Here is a 20,499-nt window from a genome sequence, read left to right as displayed (position 1 = left end):
TTGCCGTGGCTGTGGCGCTACTGTCCTGCATCTTCATGGGTGCGCGTTTGATGAGCCACGCGCCTCCCAGTAGGACAAGACTCATGAGAACAACGGGTAGTGCTTTTCGGATGCGCTGCATTGGGATCGCCTTCAAGTCAGGCGACATGCTAAACGCGAATGCAGGTCATTCCCGTTTGAAGGGTTGCCCACTCGAGAGCACAGCTCGTACGATCAGTCGAAACCCTTGAGCTGTTTGGCCTGCAGGGAATGAGGGTGCACGCCGACGAGGGTCCGTGACCTGTCGGAAACGGTCGCCGGGCGTCGCAGACATCGCCGGTCTTAAACGCTACGGCGCCCCTGCGGCCTGGCGGATGCGTTGGCCTTTCAATGGCTCGCCCAGCGCGACCGGCTTGTCATCGGCCAGGTAGTTGGAGAACTGTGCGGGCAATGCGGTGGCCTTGCCGAACTCGGGTCCGGCCTGCAACTGATAATGCAGGTGGGCTTCGGAAGAGTTTCCACTGTTGCCGCAGTCTGCCAGCTGCGTGCCAGTGCGCACGGCCTGCCCTTTGGTTACCCGCACACTGCCTTGGCGCAGGTGGGCCAGGACCGAATACTCATCGTTGCCATGATCGATGACGACGCGGTTGCCGGTGGGCTGGCTCGGATTCATCGCACCCGGCACGTTGTCGGCCACGCCGTCGATCACCTCCACCACCCTGCCGTCTGCGGGAGCGAGGATGGGCTTTCCAAAGCAGAAGTAATCCTCGTTGCGGCTGCCTTCCCCACGGTGCGAACTGCCATCCTGCAGGACCAGCAGGTCCATGGCGAAACGCTGGCTTGCGTGCGCGGCATGGTAGTTCTGTTCGACGCTGCGCCCGCCCCAGAACACGTAGAACTCGTCGGAGAATGGCAGCTGCAGCGGCGTGCGGTTCTTGTAGTCAAGGCGCTCGCTGGCAGCGGGCGGCGATGGACTGGCCTGGTGTGGGCGTATGTTGAAGCCTGCTATCTTGCGCTGGGCGTCGAATGCCCATGTGATCTGGATGATGGCTGGCTTCTTGGCGAATCGAGCCTGGCGCACGTAGATGTCATATCCGCCATCGGTGCTGACCGTTTCGCTGACAACGTCGGTTTCCTCTCCACCTGCAGCGAGCACTTGTCCCCTGAGCGCCGCCAGGCTCTGTTTCGACTGCAATGCGGCTTGCATCTGCGGCGTCATCCGCTCCCACAGTGCATCGTCATTCCCCTGGTAGAACTGCGAGGTCATGCTGGCGCCTTCCTCGCGCGTGTCCTGGCTGGCGGCAAGGCCGCTGGATGCCACCAGCGATAGAACCAGCGTCGCCGTCAATTTCGCGAACAGTGTCATATCAGGAATCCGTGCTGTGGGGATCAGGAATGCCTGCGACGACTGCCGCAAGCTGCTTGCGGTACTCGGCCAGCCCTTGGCGGCCCGCAGGCGTCAGCTGCAGGGTGGTCAACGGGCGCTTTCCCCGGAACGATTTATCAATGGCGACCAACCCAGCGGCTTCGAGCTTGCTGAGATGGCTGGACAGGTTGCCCTTGCTCAAACCGCTGAGATGTTCGACGAACGCAAATTCAGCTGATTCGGCACCGGCCAGGATCGACAGGATCAACAGGCGCGCTGGCTCGTGGATCAGACGATCCAGCTGCAGCAGGCTGCGGGGATCGGGAAGCTGGGTCATGGGATGGGCTTTCGCGTGGCCACGAACGCACGCATTTCCGTCTGCAGGCGCAGGAACCGCTGGTGGTCGCGCCACCCGACCACCACCAAGGCAATGGCGGCCAGCGGAAACACCACGGTAGTAGGCCCGAACGCATAGCTCTGGCCGGTGAATGCCACCGCGGCCTGGCACAGAAGGAACACGCCCACGATGAATTCCAGCGGCGTTCGCAACCACCGCCAGACAATCAGCGGCAGAAGCGCTACCACCATCAGGTACCCGATCGCGCGCAGGTCCCACGGCAATCTGCCCATCGGTGCCATGCGGGTCAGCACGAACCCGACGATCAGCGCGCTGATCAGGGCAGTAAAAGCGATGAAAAGGCGTTGGAAGTTGCGCTCGGTCGCGGTGATCTGTTCCTCGACCTGGCCGAAGCGCTGGTAGTAGCGGTGCGCGAGCCATTGCTTGGCCACGAGCCACAGCACCGGTACGGCGATGAGCGCTGCCCGCAGTTCGATCGTGGCCGGCAACAGGGCGCCGGCGAGGAAGGACGCCAGGCATGCAATGCCGCCGGCGATGGCCGACAGACCGCCCGCACTTCGTGAGTACCTCGAGTACTCGCGGGTTACGGCCTGGATACGGCTGTAGGAATCACTGACGGACGGCTGCTGCATCACGTGCTCCAAGGGGTCGCCCTGGAGCAGTTTGTAGTGCAAACCCGTTTGCGTCAAGCGCCTTCGCCACTATCGACATCCTGCTGAGGGCGATCCGTCGCGGACCTCTTCGGTGCGCGCCACCGTGAACCCCGTTGCCGGGGGCATAGGGCTGTACCGCGTCTACGGCTTCGCTATCGGATACGACCCCGCACAGACGTCACCCTCCTCCGTACCGACGATCCAGGCGTTGAGCTGCTTGATTCGGTCGCGCGTCAGTTGCTCGTACTCCCCGCTCTGACACATCGGCAGGACACTGCCGTAGTCCGCTGGGTTCGAGTAGCGCGCCGCGATCTGTGCATCACGGAACACGACCCAAGCGCGCTGCGCCGCCTTGAACTTCTCGATGAATGCCTTGTCCTGGGCGTTGGCAGCCAAGACCTTCGCATAGACGCGGTTGAGCTCGGCGTCGGCAGTTTGTGCGCTGTTGCTCGCACATTGATTCAGACCCGCCTGGGACTGATTCGGGCTGTCGCAGGCCATGCCGTCAGAGGTGTGTGGCGGCGCCGCCCGTTGGGCGGCACTCCTGGCAGGTACCTCCGCATGGGCCGTGGTGGCCACGCACGCAACCACGAGAATGGCCAGCAAGCTTCTCATCGGACCCGCTCCACAGGGGTTACACGGCGCCGGTTACTCGGGTGCGGTGCGCTGCTCGTTTCCGCGGCTCTGCACGAAATCCGGGAAGGTTTCCGCAAGCGACTGCTTGTCCGGCAGGATGTAGAACACGCCGCCCTTCTCGAACGTGGGCTGGATCACCCGCGCGTAGAAATCGGGATTGACGTTGATGCAGCCGTGGGTGACACGGTTGTCGTCCGGCGTCGGCGTAGCGAGGCGTTCGGCGCGTTTTTCGGCCGGAACACCGGTCGCGGTCGGATGGATCGACACGGCCGTATCGTAGTCCACCCACAGCACGCGCCCGGCATCGAGCGACGGGCCGTAGCCACCAATGAAGCGGCCTGCTGGCGTGGTACGGTCACGGCCCGGAATTTCCTTCAGCGCCAGACCGGCCACGCCCGGGGCCGAATGGTCGCCGACCGCAGAGCCGAACAGGCCCGGCGCGGCACCAAGAAGTTTGCCCTTGCCATCGAATACCAGGATCTGGGCTGCGGCCTTGTCCATCACCGCGAACGGATAGCCTTCCGTATCCCGGCTCGCCTTGATCCAGCCGGCGAGTTGAATGACCGTGTCGGACACGGGTTGGTCCGGCGGCAGCTGATCGTTCGACACGACCTGTTGCTCGGTGGATTCCTGGGTGGGTTCCTGCGCGGCTTGCTGGGTGCGGGCGACGGCGGGCCCGGCGAACGCCAGGGACAATGCCAGTACGCTGCACGTGGCGCGGATAGCGGGACGGATGTGCATGGACGTGGGGATTCCTTGAAGCAACTACGGGTCAAGCAAGGAAACCGGCGGCCCGCAAAGGCCACCGGTCTCCATGTTCCAGTCGTTCGTTACAACGTGTGCAACAAACAATCAGCCGCGCGGCTGACGCTTGGCCGGGACCGACTCAAGGCGCTGGACGCGGCTTTCGATCTGATCCAGGCGCTGGTTGGCCTGCTGGGCCGACTGGTTGGCCGATTCGGCGCTCTGGGCTGCGCCCTGCACCTTCGTGTCCAGCGAGTCGAGGCGCGAGTTGATGGTGGCGAACTCGTCCTTATAGGTGGCGCAACCGCCAAGGCCCAAGGTGGCAACGAGCGCCACGCCCAACACCACATTCTTCTTGGTCATCATCATTTCCAGTACTCCTTCTTGGGTCTTCAGGTAAATAGAGCCCCCTCTGCCGGACCAATCATGACGCTGCGATACGTACATGGATTGTGAAGACCTGAACCGGCGTTCGGACTCTGTTCTGCCAAGCCGCTATTTGACCATCCAGCCCGGAAAGTCAACCCTTTCCAGCATTCCGCCAGCGAGCGATCGCGCACTCCTTTCACCCTTGCGGTACTTGCCTCCTACTTGGTGGTGCCTGCCGTGCCAGCCTGTCCGCCCGCGGCTTCCCCGCTGCATGCGCCCTCTCACGGGCTATGGGGTGGCGTCCCCTGCCTTCTCCACCGGCGGGGTTTGCCAACGGCTTTCGAGCAACTCAGGCTTGGGGCGGTAGTAGCGCATGAACATCACGAACGGGCCCTCGGGCGCCGGCAGCCAGTTGGCCTGTTTGTCCTTGCCAGGGGACTCGTTCTGGATGTAGATCGTCAACCCGCCATCGGCATCCTTCTTGAGCTCCGGCAACATCGGTGAATTGATCAGATAGCGATTGATCGGATTCTTGACCAGCAACTGCTGGGGGAGTCCGTACATGGTGACAGACCAGAATGCGTCGACCGGCGGCAGCTCGCCCTTAGCGAAGTGCAGCGTGTATCGGCCTTTGCTGCCATCGAGCGGCTGGCCGCTGGCATCCTTGTCAAGAATGGGGTACATCGCTTCTTCACGCGAGTTGGCGCCAATACCCACCTGGGTTCCGGTGGCGCGCGCGACGTAATCGTTTTTGAGGAAATCCCGGTTGCCAAACAGCGTATCGGTCTTACCACCCAATGATGCGCGCTTGGCGTCGATCTGCTTCTGCCCCTCGGCCATCCCCTCTTTGAGTGCTGCCTGCATCTCCGGCGACAGGCTGCCAGCGTCGAACGGCTGTCCGGGTTTGATGCCCAGCATGGCGAAGCGCTCGCGCAGTGCGGTCTCGCTTGGGTGCGCCGGTTGTGCAAACTGCAGGAGAAATGCCAGCTGGTTGAAGAACTCGAGGGAGGTGCGGTCCTGCGCCGGGGGCGTCGGCTTGATCCATTGGATTTCCGGGGCAGCCGGTGGCGCAGCGCCCCCGGCAAATGCCGACAGCGGCTGAACCTTGTAGCCGGCCTGTATCTTCTTTACGTTGTCGAGGTCGCCGGGATTGAACAGCTGCGTGCGCCCGACCACGCTGACCAGGTCGGTCTCGGACCGGATCACTTTGGTGATACCCGCCGGTGGTTCGCCCTTCCAGCCGGGGCCGGCAATAAGGAAGCTTCCGCCATCGTTGCCAGTTGCACGGCTCCCGATGTAGTCGAAGTTGAAGGTGTACAGATCCATCAGCTGGAAGACGAAGTATCTGTCCTTTTCCATCTTGGGCACGGTAATGACCACCGGTTCCGCCCGCAGGTCCAGCATGGCAAACGAATAAGGCGTGTCCGAGTTCGGCGTTACGAACGCGGTGTCTTCGGGCGTGAACACACGGGCGATGTTCAGAATCGAGTTGAACGGACCCTTGTACTGGGGATTGCCCTTGTCGACATTGAACGCGTACACCGTTTTGTAGGTATCCACCATAGGTACCCCATACACGTAGGCGTCACGGGCGATCTCTCTTGCCTCATCGGCCGAAGGGGTCGCAGAGGGCGTGGTTGACGGTTGCGCCGGGGATGGCGTAACCGTTGCACCTGTCTCCTTTTCGGGTGATTTTCCGCCGCCGCACGCGGTGAGGGACAGGCAGCAGGCCAGGGTCATGCCGAGCAATGTGGCAGCGGAGTGTATTTGACGGATGTGCATGGGATCCAGCTCAGCCTCAGGCGCAGGGGAACAGTCCCACTGTCGTCGTCGGCATCTTTGCCGGCAAGAGGAGTTACACGCAGGCCGGCTCGGTATTTCTACCGAGCGACGCCGCTGCCATTAAAGCGCCGGCTGCTCGGCATTCAGCACCTGCAATGCCGGCCCCGTGGTGTCGGGCAGCACATGCTGGTCGGTTACGAGCAGTACCACCCCCGGGCTCATCAGCGGCCGCAGCGCGGCACGGAACCCCTCGGGCAGCAGCACGCGCTGCTCGTCGGCCTGGCTCACCACGGTGCCACGGGCCGCTTCCTCCCCTGGGATGCCAACCTCTACCCATGAGGGTTCGGTTGCCGGCGCGTTGCTGCTGGCAACCATGTACGCGCGCGTTCCTTCAGGCGCTGCGCCATCGCGGAAATCCACGCGCGAACGGCCGATTTCCTTGCCGTCACGGTATGCGAACAGGCGGCGGTCGCTGGTGCTGAGCAACAGCGACACCACGCCGGTGGGTGCAACGTCAGGCTGCCAGCGGAACGCCTCCTGCGTGCCCAGCGGTACGGACAGCACTTCCTTGCCGGTGCCCGGGTCGATCGGGCTGGCCACGCGGGGGTGCACCAGCGTCGGATCGGACACGCCCTCCTTGGCGATCACCACCACCATGCCCATGTTGGTCGCGCCGAACAGCCGCCGGGCAAACTCGGTGGGAAGGTGCACGCAGCCATGGGATTCCGGGTACCCCGGCAACCCGCCGGCATGCAGGGCAATGCCATCCCAGGTCAGGCGTTCCTGGTACGGCATCGCGGCGTCGTTGTACTTGCTGGAGTGGTGGTCCTTGTCCTTCTGCAGGATGGTGAACACACCCGTGGGCGTTTCGTGACCGGGCTTGCCGGTGCTCACCGTGGACACGGCTTCCAGCAGGCCGTTGCGGTACACGTAGGCGCGCTGCTCGGTGATGCTGACCACCACCGCCATCGGGCCCATCGCTTTGGAATCCCCGCCCCATACCCACTCGCCCGGCTTGAGCGCGGCCGGCGACGTGTTGGCCGGGCTGGAACTGGGCGCTCCCCATGACGGCGTGGCCAGGGCCTGCCCGGCAGACATCATCAGCGCAATCAGCAACAGGCCAGATTTCATCATGAGGTGCGTCCAGCAGTGGGTTCAGGCCGATGGTAACGCGATAACCGAACCGCCCAGCACCTGCCAGCCGCTCGCCGTTTTCACCCAGAAGCGGCAGTACCTGAAGTGCCCGGCGAACGCAGCACCGTCAAAGGTGCCGGCCAGTTCGGCGGTTACCGACGTTACGGCGGCCTGCCCGTGCGCGGAGATCTCTAGAGATCGCCACTCTGCCAACGTGAGCTTCTGGCGTCCGGAACGATGCAGCGCCAGATCGTCCTGCTTGTGAAAAACATCGCCGGACGGCCCCACAAAGATCAGGTCGTCTGCGATCAGAGACTCCAGGGCCTCTACGTCGCTGGTGAGCATCGCAACGCGCAGGGCTTCCTCGTGCTGCCGGATTTCAGTATCCATGCGGACTCCATGAAAGTGGATGGCATTACTGTTGTGCTGCTTCTGGTGCCAGCGTATGGATCACCTCGAGAAGAAGCCTGCATGATGCTTGTTGGGGTCCGTTTGATCAGCCGCTCAGACTGGCCAAGGCAAAGAAAAACGCCACGGTACCCGCACCGAGAATCCCGTAGGTCGCCCATAGGGGGCTGCCTTGGCCAAGCGCGAATGCAACATAGGCTTCTTTGAGGTTGCTGCCAGAAAGAAGGGAAACGAAGGCGAGCGCAAGGAGCGGCAGCACCGATGCCAGTCCGAACCCCAGGAGCAACGGTCGCCAGTCAGTGTTCGCGAAACCACCCATGGGGTAAAGCGCGATTCCGGAACAGAGCCCGATTAAGAACAGCGCGTTGGCCGTCCAGATTGCCGGACGGTGCCGGCGCAGCAGGTAGTCGCGGGACCAACCTTTGTAATGCGAAGGCAGGTTCCGGGCCCATCGGCTGGTCAACCAGGTCGCGATGATCCCGCCAATCGCCCCGCTGATGGCGGGGCGAATCGAATCGAACTCCATTACCAGCCCACTCCCTGATCCTGCCTCCCGGCATCATGCCAGAGAGGCACCCGCCTACCTACCATCATCTCAATGCAGCTTCGGGCGCAGAATCACCTGCTGCCGGGCCGACAAAGCACCCATAACCGGCACTCCAGGCCAGCGACCGCAGTGCGGCGGATCGCGCGTGTCTGCATGGCCCACTCCCTGACAAGGGGTCAGGAGAATCCAAGTGCCGGGCATTGATCGAAAAACCGCAGGAGTGGCATACGACTGATGCATGGGAGGTATATATGACCTTCACAGCGGGCACGTCCCCCCAAATGCAACGATGCAAGGCGCAACCTGCCTCCCCCTCCCCGGTATCCTATGCCCCACCTTCGCCGTCTTTTTGGCCGTTGGCTTCGCCTGCGGCGGCTCGTTCGTTGGCGCTGGCGTGAGCGCCAGGCCTCGGCCCCGGCGATTGAAGCCACCGAGGGTCCGCTGCGGGCCGCGCTTTACAGCGTTGAACAGATGGAGGTCTACGGCCGCGCGCTTGCGCGCCAGCACCGCGTGCGGATGCGGCCCAGCCCGGAGCGCCTGCTGGAACGTCTGCAGGCCAACGAACGCGTCCTTCAGGATGCCAACACCCTGCTCAGCAGCGTGGTGCGCGAGCAGCGCCCGGTCACCCCCGCCGGGGAATGGCTGCTCGACAACTATTACCTGGTCGAAGAACAGATCCAGACCGCGCGGCGCCACCTGCCGCGCGGCTACAGCCGGCAGTTGCCGTCGCTTGCCACCGGCCCTTCGGCCGGGTTGCCGCGGGTGTATGAACTGTCGATGCAGGCGATCGCACACGGTGATGGCCGGATAGACGGCGATACGCTGGGCCGCTTCATCGCTTCCTACCAGTCGCTCGCGCCGCTGAGCCTGGGCGAATTGTGGGCGGTTCCGATCATGCTGCGCCTGGCCCTGCTGGAGAACCTGCGGCGCATGGCCGCGCGGGTGATGCGCGACGGGGAAGACCGGCGCCTGGCCTCGCAATGGGCGGATGACCTCAATCGCGCGGCCTCCGACACCCCCACCGACGTGGTGCTGGTGGTGGCCGACATGGCGCGCTCCGAGCCGCCCTTGACCGGCGCGTTCATCGCCGAGCTGACCCGTTCGCTGCAGGGCCGCGGCGGCGCGTGGGCCATGCCCATCGCCTGGCTCGAACAGTGGGCAGCGGCATCCGGGCAGCGTATCGAAGAGCTGGTGGCCGCCGAGGGGCAGCAGCAGGCCTCCGACCAGGTGTCCATCAGCAACAGCATCGGCAGCCTGCGATTCCTGTCCACCATGGATTGGCGCACCTTTGTCGAAGACATGAGCGTGGTCGAGCAGCGGCTGCGCGAAGACCCCATGGCGGTCTATCCGCAGATGGACTTCGGTACCCGCGACGCCTACCGCCACGTGGTGGAGAAGATCGCCCGGGGCAGCCGCATCGCCGAGGAACGCGTTGCGACCATCGCGCTGGACCTGGCGCGGGCCGCTACCCCGCCCGACGGGCCACGCACGCATGTGGGCTACTGGCTGGTCGGCGAAGGGCTGCATGCCACCGTTGACGCGGTCGCCGACGCCGCGCCACGCCACCGCAAGGCGCGGCGACTGGCGCACCGCGTGCCGCTTGCGCTGTACCTGCTGCCGATCACCCTGCTGGCGGTGCTGGCCACGTGGGGCCTGCTGGCCACCGGCAGTGGCGAGGTTCCCACCTGGCTGGCTGCCCTGCTCGGGCTGCTGGTGTTCAGCGAGCTGGGTATCGTGCTGGTGAACTGGACTGCGACCGTGCTGGTTGCTCCCAAGCCGTTGCCCAAGCTGGATTTCAGCGAGGGCATTCCTGCGGCCTGCGCCACCGTGGTCGCGGTACCGTCGATGCTGTCCAGCACCGACGGCATCGACGTCCTGGTCGAAGCGCTGGAAGTCCGCTTCCTCGCCAACCGCGATCCCCAGCTGCGCTTCGTGCTGCTGACCGACTTCCTCGACGCCGCAGAAGCGCAGTTACCGACCGACGACGCCCTGCTTGCGCACGCGGTGCTGCGCATCGAGGGGTTGAACCAGCGTTACGCGTCCGAACGTGGCGATCGCTTCTACCTGCTGCATCGGCCCCGGCAATGGAACCCCAGTGAAGGGGTGTGGATGGGGCACGAGCGCAAGCGCGGCAAGCTGGCCGCGCTCAATGCCCTGCTCCGCCATGGCGATGGAAGCGCGTTCATGCGCATCGTCGGTGACGCGGAAGTGCTGCGCGGCGTCCGCTACGTCATCACCCTGGATTCGGATACGCAGCTGCCGCGCGATGCGGCGCGCGCGTTCGTCGCCACCCTGGCCCACCCGCTCAACCGGCCGCGCTTCGATCCAGCGCTGCAACGCGTGGTGGAGGGTTACGGCATCCTGCAGCCCAGCGTGGGCACCAGCCTGGGCCGCCGCCGCACCTCGCGGTTTGCCCGGATGTTCGGCAGCGAACCCGGCATCGATCCGTATACGCGCATGGTCTCGGACGTCTACCAGGACCTGTTCGACGAAGGTTCGTTCGTGGGCAAGGGCATCTATGACGTGGACGCCTTCGAGCATGCGCTGGAGGGCCGCCTGCCTGAGAACCGCATCCTCAGCCACGACCTGCTGGAAGGCTGTTATGCCCGTGCAGGCCTGGTCAGCGACGTGCGCCTGTACGAGGACTACCCCGAACGCTACGCCGCCGACGCCAAGCGCCGTGCGCGCTGGATCCGGGGCGACTGGCAGCTGTTGCCCTGGCTGATGCCGTGGACCCCGCGCCCGGGATCAGGCTGGGAACGCAACCGGCTCAGCCTGCTGTCGCGCGGCAAGTTGCTGGACAACCTGCGCCGGAGCCTGGTGCCCCCCGCCGCGCTGGTCCTGCTGGTAGCGGGTTGGCTGTACGCCGAAAACCCGGCCGCATGGACGGCGTGGGTACTGGCCCTGTGGTTCGCGCCGCCGCTGATCGGCATGCTGCGCGATGCCCTGAGCGTGCCGGACGACACACCGCTGGAAGCGCATTACATCAAGGTAGGGCGCGGCACGCTGCAGTCGTTGCTGCGCGCTGCCACGCAGATTGCCTGCCTGCCCTACGAAGCACTGCTGGCTGGCGGCGCCGTGCTGCGCACGCTGTGGCGCATGGCCATCACACGCCGCCACCTGCTGCAGTGGAACCCCTCCAGCGAAGTCGAGCGCCGCCTGGGCGGCGACCGTGGCGCGGAATGGCGGGTGATGGCGCCCGGATCGTTGCTGGCGCTTGCGCTGGTGGCGGTAGTAGCCGTCCTGCGTCCGCAGGCGCTGCCACTCGCCCTGCCCTTCCTGTTGGCGTGGACCTTCGCGCCCGCGTTGATGGCGTGGCTGGGCCGGCCGCCAGCCGAGATCGTCGCCGAATTGTCCGGCACGCAGCGGGCGTTCCTTGGTCGGCTGGCACGGCGCACCTGGTCGTTCTTCCAGGCCTGGGTGCGCGAACAGGATCACTGGCTGCCGCCGGACAACATCCAGGAGCATCCGGCGCTGGTGGTGGCCCGCCGCACCTCGCCGACCAACATCGGCCTGTCCCTGCTGGCCAACCTGTCGGCGTGGGACTTCGGTTACCTGCAGCAGGGCGCGGTCGCTGAACGCACGGCGCTCACGTTTGGCACGCTGGACCAGCTGCCGCGTCATCGCGGCCACTTCCTGAACTGGTACGACACCGAGACCCTGGCGCCGCTGCCGCCGCGTTACGTCTCCACCGTGGACAGCGGCAACCTGGCCGGGCACCTGCTTACCCTGCGCCAGGGGCTGCTCGCACTGGTGGACGCGCCGGTACTGGCGCCGCACACGTTCGATGGCCTGGCCGATACCCTCGGCGTGCTGGACGAGGAGCGGCAGCGCCTTCGCCCCGGTGACGCACCGCTGGCCGAAGCGCTCAACCACCTGCGTCATCGCCTGATGGCAACGCGGGCCGACCTGCCGCGCGGTGCTGCCGAAGCACTCGCCCGCCTGCAGGAGCTGGCCGGCCTGGCCGACACCGTGCTGGCGCAGTGGCCGGCACCGGTATCGCCCCAGGACGGTGACCTGCACTGGCCGGCACTGTTCGCGGCCGAATGCCATGCCGCCTGTGCGGCGCTCGCCGATATCCCGGTGGATGCCAGTGCGGATGCCGATGCGCCCGTACCCAGCCTGCGCCAGCTGGCCGCCCTGCCCGGCAAGGCCGGTGCGGACGCACGCGCACGCATCGAGCAGCTGCAGGACCTGGCGCACCGCGCCGGGCAGTTCTCGCTGATGGAATACGGGTTCCTGTTCTACCGCTCCCGCAAACTGCTCTCCATTGGCTACAACGTAGACGACCACCGCCTCGACAACAGCTTCTACGACCTGCTGGCTTCCGAAGCGCGGCTGTGCGCCTTCGTGGCCATCGCCCAGGGGGAGCTGACGCAGGAGAGCTGGTTCGCCCTTGGCCGCCTGCTTACCGAGGTCAACGGCACGCCGACGCTGCTGTCGTGGAGTGGCTCGATGTTCGAGTACCTCATGCCGCAGCTGGTGATGCCCAGCTACCCGGACACCCTGCTCGACCAGACCGCGCGGCATGCGGTGGAAGCGCAGATCGTCTACGGGCGCAGCCTGAACCTGCCATGGGGCGTGTCCGAGTCCGGCTACAACGCGGTCGATGCGCGCCTGAACTACCAGTACCGCGCGTTCGGCGTGCCGGGGTTGGGGCTGAAGCGCGGCCTGGGCCAGGATCGGGTCATCGCGCCCTACGCCAGCATGATGGCGCTGATGGTGGCGCCGGAAGCAGCCTGCCAGAACCTGCAGGCGCTGGAAGGATTGGGCTTCGCCGGGCGCTTCGGCATGTACGAAGCGATCGACTACACCCCCGCCCGGGTGCCGCCGGGGCACGAGCACGTGCTGCTGCGTTCGTTCATGGCTCACCACCAGGGCATGGGCCTGCTGTCGCTGGATTACCTGTTGCGCGACCAGCCGATGCAGCGCCGCTTCGTGGCCGATGTCGAGTTCCAGGCCACGTTGCTGCTGCTGCAGGAGCGCATCCCGCGTATCGGCGTGTTCCATCCGCATGAGGTCGAAGCGCTGGGCGAGCACGCCGACATGGCGCACCACGAGACTGCCCTGCGCGTGCTGCGCAAGCCTGGCGGACCGCGCCCCGAAGTGCAGCTGCTGTCCAACGGCCGCTACCACGGCATGCTCACCCACGCCGGCGGTGGCTACAGCCGCCACGGCGACCTGTCGCTCACGCGCTGGCGCGAGGACGGTACCACCGATGCCTGGGGCACGTTCTGCTACCTGCGCGACGTGGACAGCGGCGACTTCTGGTCGGCCGCCTACCAGCCCACCTGCGTGCCGCTGGACAACTACGAGGCCATCTTCACCGACGCCAAGGCAGAATTCCGTGGCGCGCTTCATGGCTGCGAGAGCCACCTGCAGGTGGCCATCTCCGCCGAGGACGACATCGAACTCCGGCGCCTGCGCCTGACCAACCGCAGCCGTCGCACGCGCACCGTGGAAATCACTACCTATGCCGAAGTGGTGCTGGCACCGGCGGCTGCGGACGATGCGCACCCGGCCTTCAGCAACCTGTTCGTGCAGAGCGAGATCGTGGCCGCCAAGCAGGCCGTGCTGTGCACGCGGCGGCCGCGCTCGCATGACGAAGTGCCACCGTGGATGTTCCATCTTGTCGCCGTGCATGACGCCGACGTGGCGTCGATCTCCTACGAAACCGACCGGGCGCGCTTCCTCGGGCGCGGCAACACGCCACGCACGCCGCAGGCATTGACCACCGGAACCGACCTCTCCGGTTCGGACGGCTCGGTGCTCGACCCGATCGTGGCCATCCGTGTGCGCGTGGTGCTGGAACCCGAGCAGACCGTGCAGCTGGACATGGTCTATGGCATCGGTGCCGACCGCCCTGGTTGCGAGGCCTTGCTGGACAAATACCGTGACCGCCGCCTGGCCGACCGCGTATTCGACCTGGCCTGGACGCACAGCCAGGTGGTACGCCGGCAGATCAATGCCACCCAGGCCGAGGCGCAGCTCTATGAGCGCCTGGCCAGCCACGTGCTGTATGCCAATCCGCTGCTGCGCGCGGGCGCAAGCGTGCTCCAGCAGAACCAGCGCGGACAATCCGGGCTGTGGGGCCATGCCATCTCGGGCGACCTGCCCATCGTGCTGCTCAAGGTCACCGACTCAGAGAACGTGGAGCTGGTCCGGCAGCTGGTGCAGGCGCATGCCTATTGGCGCCAGAAGGGCCTCAACACCGACCTGGTGATCTGGAACGACAGCAAGGCCGGCTACCGGCAGGAGCTGCAGGACCAGATCCTGGGCATGGTGGCCGCCAGTTCGGAGACGGGCCTGCTCGACCGCCCCGGCGGCATTTTCGTGCGGCCGGTGCAGAACATGACCCACGAAGACCGCATCCTGTTGCAGGCCGTAGCGCGTGCGGTGATCAGTGACGAGGATGGCACCCTTGTGGCGCAGGTGGGGCGCCAAGCCACTCCCGCGAAACGGATTCCGGCGTTGGTGCCGCAGGCGGTGCAGGAGGAACTTGAACTCTCGATGGAGCAGACGACAGGGTTGCCCATCATCGCCGAGCCGGGCCCGGAGCCGGGCCTGCCCCCGCCCCCGGCGCACGACGAAGACATGGACGACCCGTGGCCGTTCCTGCCCTACCGTGGCGCCGGCCAGTTCGACAACGGCACCGGCAGCTTCAGCGAGGACGGCCGCGAATACGTGGTGGTGCTGCGCGAAGGCGCGCCGACCCCGGCACCATGGGCCAATGTGATCGCCAATGCCCGCCTGGGCACGGTGGTCAGCGAGAGCGCGCCGGGCTACACCTGGTTCGAAAACGCGCACGAATTCCGTTTGACGCCGTGGCTCAATGACCCGGTGTCAGACACCGGCGGCGAAGCCTTCTACTTGCGCGACGAGGATACCGGCCGCGTCTGGTCGCCGATGCCGCTGCCGCGCCGGGGTACCGGGGCGTACCGTACGCGTCACGGATTCGGCTACACGGTGTACGAACACTTCGAGGACGGCATCGTCAGCGAGCTGTGGGTGTTCGTCGACGTCGCCGCGCCGCTGAAGTACTCGGTGCTGCGGCTGCACAACCTGTCGGGCAGGCCGAGGCGGCTGTCGGCCATCGGTTATGTGGAATGGGTGATGGGCGACCTGCGCGCGAAGTCGCGCATGCACGTGGTCACCGAACGCGACCCGCAGACCGGCGCGCTGCTGGCGCGCAACACCTACAGCACCGATTTCGGCGGCCGCATGGCCTTCTTCGATACCGATGCCGAGGGCTGCGGCTGGACCTGCGACCGCCTGGAGTTCATCGGCCGCAACGGCGGCCTGCATGCACCGGCGGCGCTGCGCCGCGAGCGCCTGGGTGGGCGTTCCGGCGCCGGCCTGGATCCCTGCGCGGCGCTGCAGGTGCCGCTGGAACTGGCGCCGGGCGAGCGCAGTGAAACCACGTTCCGCCTGGGCGCCGGCCGCGACCGCGACGAAACGCTCGCGCTGGTGCGTGGCCGCCAAGGCGCCCACGAGGCCAACGATGCGCTGGACGCCGTGCGCATTCACTGGCGCCACGTGCTGGCCAGCGTGCAGGTGCGCACCCCGGACCCGGCGCTGGACGCGCTGGCCAATGGCTGGCTGGTCTACCAGACGCTGGGCAGCCGCTACCTGGCGCGCAGTGGCTACTACCAGTCCGGCGGCGCGTTTGGTTTCCGTGACCAGCTGCAGGATGTGCTCGCACTCATCCACGCCCGGCCGGATCTGGCCCGCGAACACCTGTTGCTGTGCGCTGCCCACCAGTTCGCCGAAGGCGATGTGATGCACTGGTGGCACCCGCCACAGGGGCGTGGCGTGCGCACCCGGTGCTCGGACGACTATCTCTGGCTACCCCAGGGCGCATGCCGCTACCTGGAGGTCACTGGCGACGCCACCGTGCTGGACGAAATGGTCGGCTTCATCGAAGGCCGTGCAGTCACACTGGAAGAGGAAAGCTACTACGACATGCCGACCCCTTCGGCACTGCGTGGAACGATGTATGCGCACTGCGTGCTCGCGCTGGAGCGCGGTTGCCGGTTGCTCGGCGAACGCGGTATTCCGCTGATGGGCAGCGGCGACTGGAACGACGGCATGAACCGCGTCGGCGACCAGCAGCGCGGCGAGAGTGTGTGGCTGGGCTTCTTCCTGCATGACACGCTGCGCCGCTTCATCGCCCTGGCCAATGCGCGTGGCGATGAACACCGTGCGCACTGGTGCCAGGAGCAGGCCGACACCCTGCGCCAGAACCTCGAACAGCATGCCTGGGACGGGGAATGGTATCGCCGCGCGTGGTTCGACAACGGCACGCCGCTGGGCTCGAAACAGAGCGAGGAATGCCGCATCGATTCGATCTCCCAGAGCTGGTCGGTGCTGTCCGGCGTCGCCGCGCCCGAGCGTGCCCAGCAGGCGCTGGATTCGCTGTATACGCACCTGGTGCGAAAGGACGCCCAGCTGATCCAGCTGCTGGATCCGCCCTTCGACAAGACGTCGGAAGACCCGGGCTACATTCGGGGTTACGTACCCGGCGTGCGCGAGAACGGCGGCCAGTACACCCACGCAGCCGTGTGGGCAGCGATGGCCTTTGCCCACCAGGGCGATGCGGCGCGCGCGTGGGAGCTGGCCGGCATGATCAACCCCCTGAACCACGCGTTGGACCCGGAGGCGGTCCAGACCTACCGCGTTGAACCCTATGTGTTGGCGGCCGATGTGTACGCGGTATCGCCGCACGTCGGCCGAGGCGGATGGACCTGGTACACCGGTTCGGCCGGTTGGATGTATCGCCTGCTGGTCGAATCCCTGCTCGGCATCCGCCGCCAGGGCGACCGGCTGTCGCTGGCGCCCTGCCTCCCCGACCACTGGTCGTCGTTCGAGCTGAGCTACCGGTTCGGTCGCAGCCGCTACGAGTTCGTGGTGACCCGCACTGCGCGGGGGCAGCCCACCCTGCATGTGGATGACGTGCTGCAGCCGGACCTGACCGTCCAGCTCCGCGACGATGGTCACCACTACCGTGTGGCGCTTGATCTGGAAGCACCGCCCGGATGAGCATGCGCCCCGAGATCCAGGAACGGCTGGATGCGCTGGATGAGATGCTGGCGCAGTGGTTGGCGCACACGCGCCATCCCGCGCAGTTCTGGCCGCAGTTTGAACAGCTTGCAGCGGAGATTCTCGACCAGTGTGCGGACACGGAAAGGAGCCAGATGTACGCGCGCATCAAAGCCATGCTCAAGGGCCACGCGCTGGAGCTTCCGCCGTGGTATGAACGGGGCGACGGCCCGCCGCCCGAACAGTGACGCGCAGATGGCTGTGTAGAACACTTCACAGTCCTGCGCGCGGAGCTCACGGGAAGGGGCATAGGTTCGGTGCTTCACTCAGCACCCACCCGGAGAACCATGATGGCGATCAAGACCGCAGAAGACCTGTTCATCCACGAGCTGTCGGACATCTACAGCGCCGAAAAGCAGCTCACCAAGGCATTGCCTCGCCTGGCCCGTGCGGCGACCAACCCGGACCTCACGGCCGCGTTCGAAACCCACCTGGAGGAAACCCAGGGCCAGATCGAGCGCATCGACAAGGTGGTGGAACTGCTCGGCATCCGGCTCAAGCGCATCAAGTGCGCTGCCATGGAAGGGCTGGTGGAGGAAGGCAAGGAGGCAATCGACAGCATCGAGGAAGGCCCCGTGCGCGATGCCGCCCTGATCGGTGGCGCCCAGAAGGTTGAGCACTACGAGATCGCGTCCTACGGCACGATCGCCGCGCTCGCCAAGCAGCTTGGGTACAAGGACGCGCTGCCGCTTCTGCTGGAAACCCTTGCGGAAGAAAAGGCAACCGACGAGAAGCTGACGATGATCGCCAAGTCCGGGGGCAACGCCAAGGCCGCGCAGGCGGCCTGAACCGGTAGCGCAGCACCAGGGAGCGGCCTGACTGGCCGCTCCGCAATGCCGTTCACTTTATTGACTGCGGGCGCGGCGCAAAACCCACATTCCCGCTGGCCACAGCAGCAGGTGTGCAGCGGCGGAGATGGCAACTGCCAGCAGCCCGAACAGCGTGGGCAGAATGGAACCGAAGACAAAGGTCATACCCAGCACGAAGCCGAACATGTTCTCGGCCCGATAAGTGGGAAACACCAGTCCAGAGAGCAGCACGCCCAGGAACACCGCTCCCGCGGCAGACTCGCTTCCGGCGACGAAGGCCACCGACAATGCGGAACCTGCAGCCAGCGCGCCAAGAAAGCCTGCCAGCGCCTTGCGTGCCGCCGAGGGTGCCGCCGACGCCCTGCGCGCGACCACGCTGCCAGCGAGCCAGCCCAGCACAGGCAGCACCAGCAGGCCCCATGCATTGGAAATCGTCGGCAGGTCAGCTCGGTTAAGTAAATGGTGGCTGCGGATGCCGCCGTGAGTGTATTCCCAACCAAGATGAGCGGCGGCCGCGATGACAGCCAGACCGAGAGCGGCGCCGGGGAGCAAGCGGTATGTGTGGTTTGCCATTGTTCTTCCTTGCCCTTGGATGCTCGGCGACAACGACTGCCTGACTCAGTTGTCAGGGGTCACACTCAGCTCTGCCCTGCTCTGGCGCAGCTTCTGGACACGAAGTTGATGCGCCTTGTCTGTCCTGAACTTGAAGAAGAAGTAAGTAGCAACCAAGGCGATGATGAGCGGTGGTGTGATGTTGCGACCGAGGGCGTATCCCATCTGGAATGAATCGAGGGTGGAGTTCCACGACAGGTAGATGTTCCAGATTGCGAAGGCTGCAAACAGTGCAAGGTAGAGGCCTGCGCCGTTGAACACCAATCGGCACGCCATCATGTTGATGACCTTGCCAATACCCAGGCATACGAAAAGGACGATAGCGAAAACGATCAATTCCATCGACCTCCCCTGCGCGGTCAAGTTACTGAAACAGGACGAGCCGCGACGCGGCTTCGACTCTCATGAACTACCAAGGAAACACGCTGCGTCAGGATCCCCCCCGGCCGATGCCCGATCTTAGAGCAGGCGCGGCCGGCCAACAAGCGAGCGCAGATCGCCCGCTCCAAGCGACAATCTCAAGCCGTTACTCAGGCGACATCACCGTTTGTCATCCCTGTCCCTAACTGCAACAGATCTGGCTGACCCAGTTCCGCGTAGCTGCATCAGCTTGAACGCATTCCCGGACCTATCCTCCGGTTCAACGCCCGTTGGGCCGGTTCCTACTTCAACATATCCAACAATTCCTTGTCTTCATGAGGATGCTCCCACGTAGAGAGCCAGCAGAAGCTAACCCCACTGCGCATGGCGGCAGTTTGGAACGCAGCGAGCCCTTCCTTAGTGATCGGGTACTCGACCGGATCAAAGTGGAGAAGCGCCCACGGCCTGACGAATGAGAAGCCGGTCTTGAGCTCCGAGAAGATTGCTTTGAGCTCAACCCGGATGGCGGAGAATTCCTTGGTCGGACCCGCTCGATTGCCAAGGGCGTAGCACTGGCGATGAATAGCTCTGTCTCCACCGACGGCGCGGGCAGTGAAGTGGTCTTGGTGCACCTGGACATAGAACAACTGACGGCGAAACATCCTCATCCCTGACCAACCCCGGATTCAAGCCGAGCCGCAAAGCTCATCTGCTGCGAGCCTAGTTCAGCTGCCGGTGTCCCACAACTGGCCCCGCCAACAGGCGCTCCTGATCCCCTGCCCCGCTCGGCTCAGGCTTCACCTTCGCCACACACAGGCACCATCAGCCGCCCACGCGGGAGGGTCAAGCTCGCTGCTGATCACCAACAACTGAATCGATGTCTTCCATCGTGGCCCATGCTTCGGCAGGACTCACAATGTACCTGTGCTGCAACGCGCAGCAACGCGTTTCGTCGCGCTGGGCGGCGGTTCCTTTCGTTGCCTTGGCTGTGGGGCCAGATCTGGACTACTTCGCTGTCTGGTTTTTCGACTACGCGGCAGATCCCCGGTTCAGTCACAGCCTGCTCTTGGCGGTAGTTGCCGCGCTTTTGGTCAAATTCACCCTGTCGCGGTTTGTCACCGCGAACCTCAAGCTCAGATGGTTGCTGGCCGCCGGGATCTCCCACACGCTGCTCGACCTACTGGTGGGTGCGCATCCTGTTCCGCTGTTCTGGCATCTCGCTGTTGGAGTCAGCATCCCGGCCGGCGTTCTTCCAAGTGCAGGATCGCTGGCGTTCGACAACTTCTATCTCTGGCGGAACCTGTTGATCGAGATCGGCGTGCTGGGTCCAGTATTCGCGCTCCTGATCGCTGCGTCCGGCCGCCTCAGGTTCCGCGAGCTTGCTTGTTGGACGCTGCTCATTCTCCCGATCTGGGCCGTTTTTCTGACCAGGTCGATCGCGCTGGAGAGATAGGTGGGCCAGCTCCGACATCGGGATGGGAGTTTCGAACATTTCGAATACTGCCCATGTCGAATACTATCGCTACTAAGCCGCACCCTTGCGCTACGCGTGCCACGGAGAAGCGCCATGACCCCACAGGTAACTCTTCCCCGGACCCAAGATATCGAAGCGGCGACGATCGCTCATCGTGCGCTGGCCGCTT

The 20,499-nt window shown here is 65.1% G+C and carries 17 protein-coding genes; 4 read left to right on the top strand and 13 right to left on the bottom strand.

Features of this window, described 5'->3' with window-relative positions:
• Positions 1-328 precede the first annotated feature (328 nt).
• The 10 genes from KVS69_RS15825 to KVS69_RS15780 form a co-directional block, all read right to left on the bottom strand.
• Positions 329-1,396, bottom strand: a complete 1,068-nt coding sequence (locus KVS69_RS15825; protein WP_254622227.1) for a peptidoglycan DD-metalloendopeptidase family protein — start codon at positions 1,394-1,396, stop codon at positions 329-331.
• The gene (locus KVS69_RS15820; RefSeq protein ID WP_093536510.1) at positions 1,347-1,682 is read right to left on the bottom strand and encodes a transcriptional regulator; all 336 of its coding nucleotides are present in this window, start codon (positions 1,680-1,682) and stop codon (positions 1,347-1,349) included. Before KVS69_RS15820 ends, KVS69_RS15825 begins: the two co-directional genes overlap by 50 nt.
• On the bottom strand, positions 1,679-2,335 hold the full coding sequence (locus KVS69_RS15815; RefSeq protein ID WP_217538875.1) for a hypothetical protein: 657 nt from the start codon (positions 2,333-2,335) through the stop codon (positions 1,679-1,681). Before KVS69_RS15815 ends, KVS69_RS15820 begins: the two co-directional genes overlap by 4 nt.
• Positions 2,336-2,497: 162 nt before the next feature.
• Positions 2,498-2,971 (bottom strand): lysozyme inhibitor LprI family protein, encoded by a 474-nt coding sequence (locus KVS69_RS15810; RefSeq protein WP_217538874.1) that lies wholly within the window; start codon positions 2,969-2,971, stop codon positions 2,498-2,500.
• A 33-nt stretch (positions 2,972-3,004) separates the two neighbouring features.
• Positions 3,005-3,694, bottom strand: coding sequence for a hypothetical protein (locus tag KVS69_RS15805; protein ID WP_217538877.1), 690 nt, complete (start codon positions 3,692-3,694; stop codon positions 3,005-3,007).
• Between the two features lie 150 nt (positions 3,695-3,844).
• Positions 3,845-4,105, bottom strand: a complete 261-nt coding sequence (locus KVS69_RS15800; RefSeq protein WP_068852137.1) for a hypothetical protein — start codon at positions 4,103-4,105, stop codon at positions 3,845-3,847.
• Positions 4,106-4,393: 288 nt separating this feature from the next.
• Entirely contained in the window at positions 4,394-5,887 is a 1,494-nt protein-coding gene (locus KVS69_RS15795) for a DUF1254 domain-containing protein (RefSeq protein WP_254622226.1), read from the bottom strand.
• A gap of 120 nt (positions 5,888-6,007) precedes the next feature.
• Positions 6,008-7,018, bottom strand: a complete 1,011-nt coding sequence (locus tag KVS69_RS15790; RefSeq protein ID WP_217538872.1) for a L,D-transpeptidase — start codon at positions 7,016-7,018, stop codon at positions 6,008-6,010.
• Positions 7,019-7,042: 24 nt separating this feature from the next.
• A complete protein-coding gene (locus KVS69_RS15785) occupies positions 7,043-7,411 on the bottom strand; it encodes a nuclear transport factor 2 family protein (protein WP_217538871.1) in 369 nt (122 codons plus the stop codon).
• Between the two features lie 106 nt (positions 7,412-7,517).
• Positions 7,518-7,955 (bottom strand): hypothetical protein, encoded by a 438-nt coding sequence (locus KVS69_RS15780; RefSeq protein WP_217538870.1) that lies wholly within the window; start codon positions 7,953-7,955, stop codon positions 7,518-7,520.
• A gap of 348 nt (positions 7,956-8,303) precedes the next feature.
• On the opposite strand from KVS69_RS15780, the gene KVS69_RS15775 reads away from it, so the two are divergent.
• The 3 genes from KVS69_RS15775 (at position 8,304) to KVS69_RS15765 (ending at position 17,863) form a co-directional block, all read left to right on the top strand.
• Positions 8,304-17,015, top strand: a complete 8,712-nt coding sequence (locus tag KVS69_RS15775) for a glycoside hydrolase family 94 protein (protein WP_217538869.1) — start codon at positions 8,304-8,306, stop codon at positions 17,013-17,015.
• Positions 17,016-17,017: 2 nt separating this feature from the next.
• Positions 17,018-17,263: a hypothetical protein gene (locus tag KVS69_RS15770; protein WP_217538868.1), complete on the top strand. Its 246-nt coding sequence runs from the start codon at positions 17,018-17,020 to the stop codon at positions 17,261-17,263.
• 102 nt (positions 17,264-17,365) lie between these two features.
• A complete protein-coding gene (locus tag KVS69_RS15765) occupies positions 17,366-17,863 on the top strand; it encodes a ferritin-like domain-containing protein (RefSeq protein WP_093536481.1) in 498 nt (165 codons plus the stop codon).
• Between the two features lie 57 nt (positions 17,864-17,920).
• On the opposite strand, the gene KVS69_RS15760 is transcribed toward KVS69_RS15765, so the two are convergent.
• The 3 genes from KVS69_RS15760 to KVS69_RS15750 form a co-directional block, all read right to left on the bottom strand.
• Positions 17,921-18,457, bottom strand: a complete 537-nt coding sequence (locus KVS69_RS15760; RefSeq protein ID WP_217538867.1) for a hypothetical protein — start codon at positions 18,455-18,457, stop codon at positions 17,921-17,923.
• Positions 18,458-18,502: 45 nt separating this feature from the next.
• Positions 18,503-18,838: a hypothetical protein gene (locus KVS69_RS15755; protein WP_217538866.1), complete on the bottom strand. Its 336-nt coding sequence runs from the start codon at positions 18,836-18,838 to the stop codon at positions 18,503-18,505.
• Positions 18,839-19,158: 320 nt separating this feature from the next.
• On the bottom strand, positions 19,159-19,518 hold the full coding sequence (locus KVS69_RS15750; protein ID WP_254622225.1) for a hypothetical protein: 360 nt from the start codon (positions 19,516-19,518) through the stop codon (positions 19,159-19,161).
• A gap of 215 nt (positions 19,519-19,733) precedes the next feature.
• Between KVS69_RS15750 and KVS69_RS15745 the strand changes: the two genes are divergently transcribed.
• Positions 19,734-20,309, top strand: coding sequence for a metal-dependent hydrolase (locus tag KVS69_RS15745; RefSeq protein WP_217538864.1), 576 nt, complete (start codon positions 19,734-19,736; stop codon positions 20,307-20,309).
• The last annotated feature ends 190 nt before the right edge of the window (positions 20,310-20,499 follow it).

Source organism: Stenotrophomonas sp. GbtcB23 (assembly GCF_019091045.1).
In the GTDB taxonomy this organism is placed as follows: Bacteria; Pseudomonadota; Gammaproteobacteria; order Xanthomonadales; family Xanthomonadaceae; genus Stenotrophomonas; species Stenotrophomonas rhizophila_A.
Note: the sequence above shows the minus strand (reverse complement) of the source record. Positions and strands in the feature narration are given on the sequence as shown.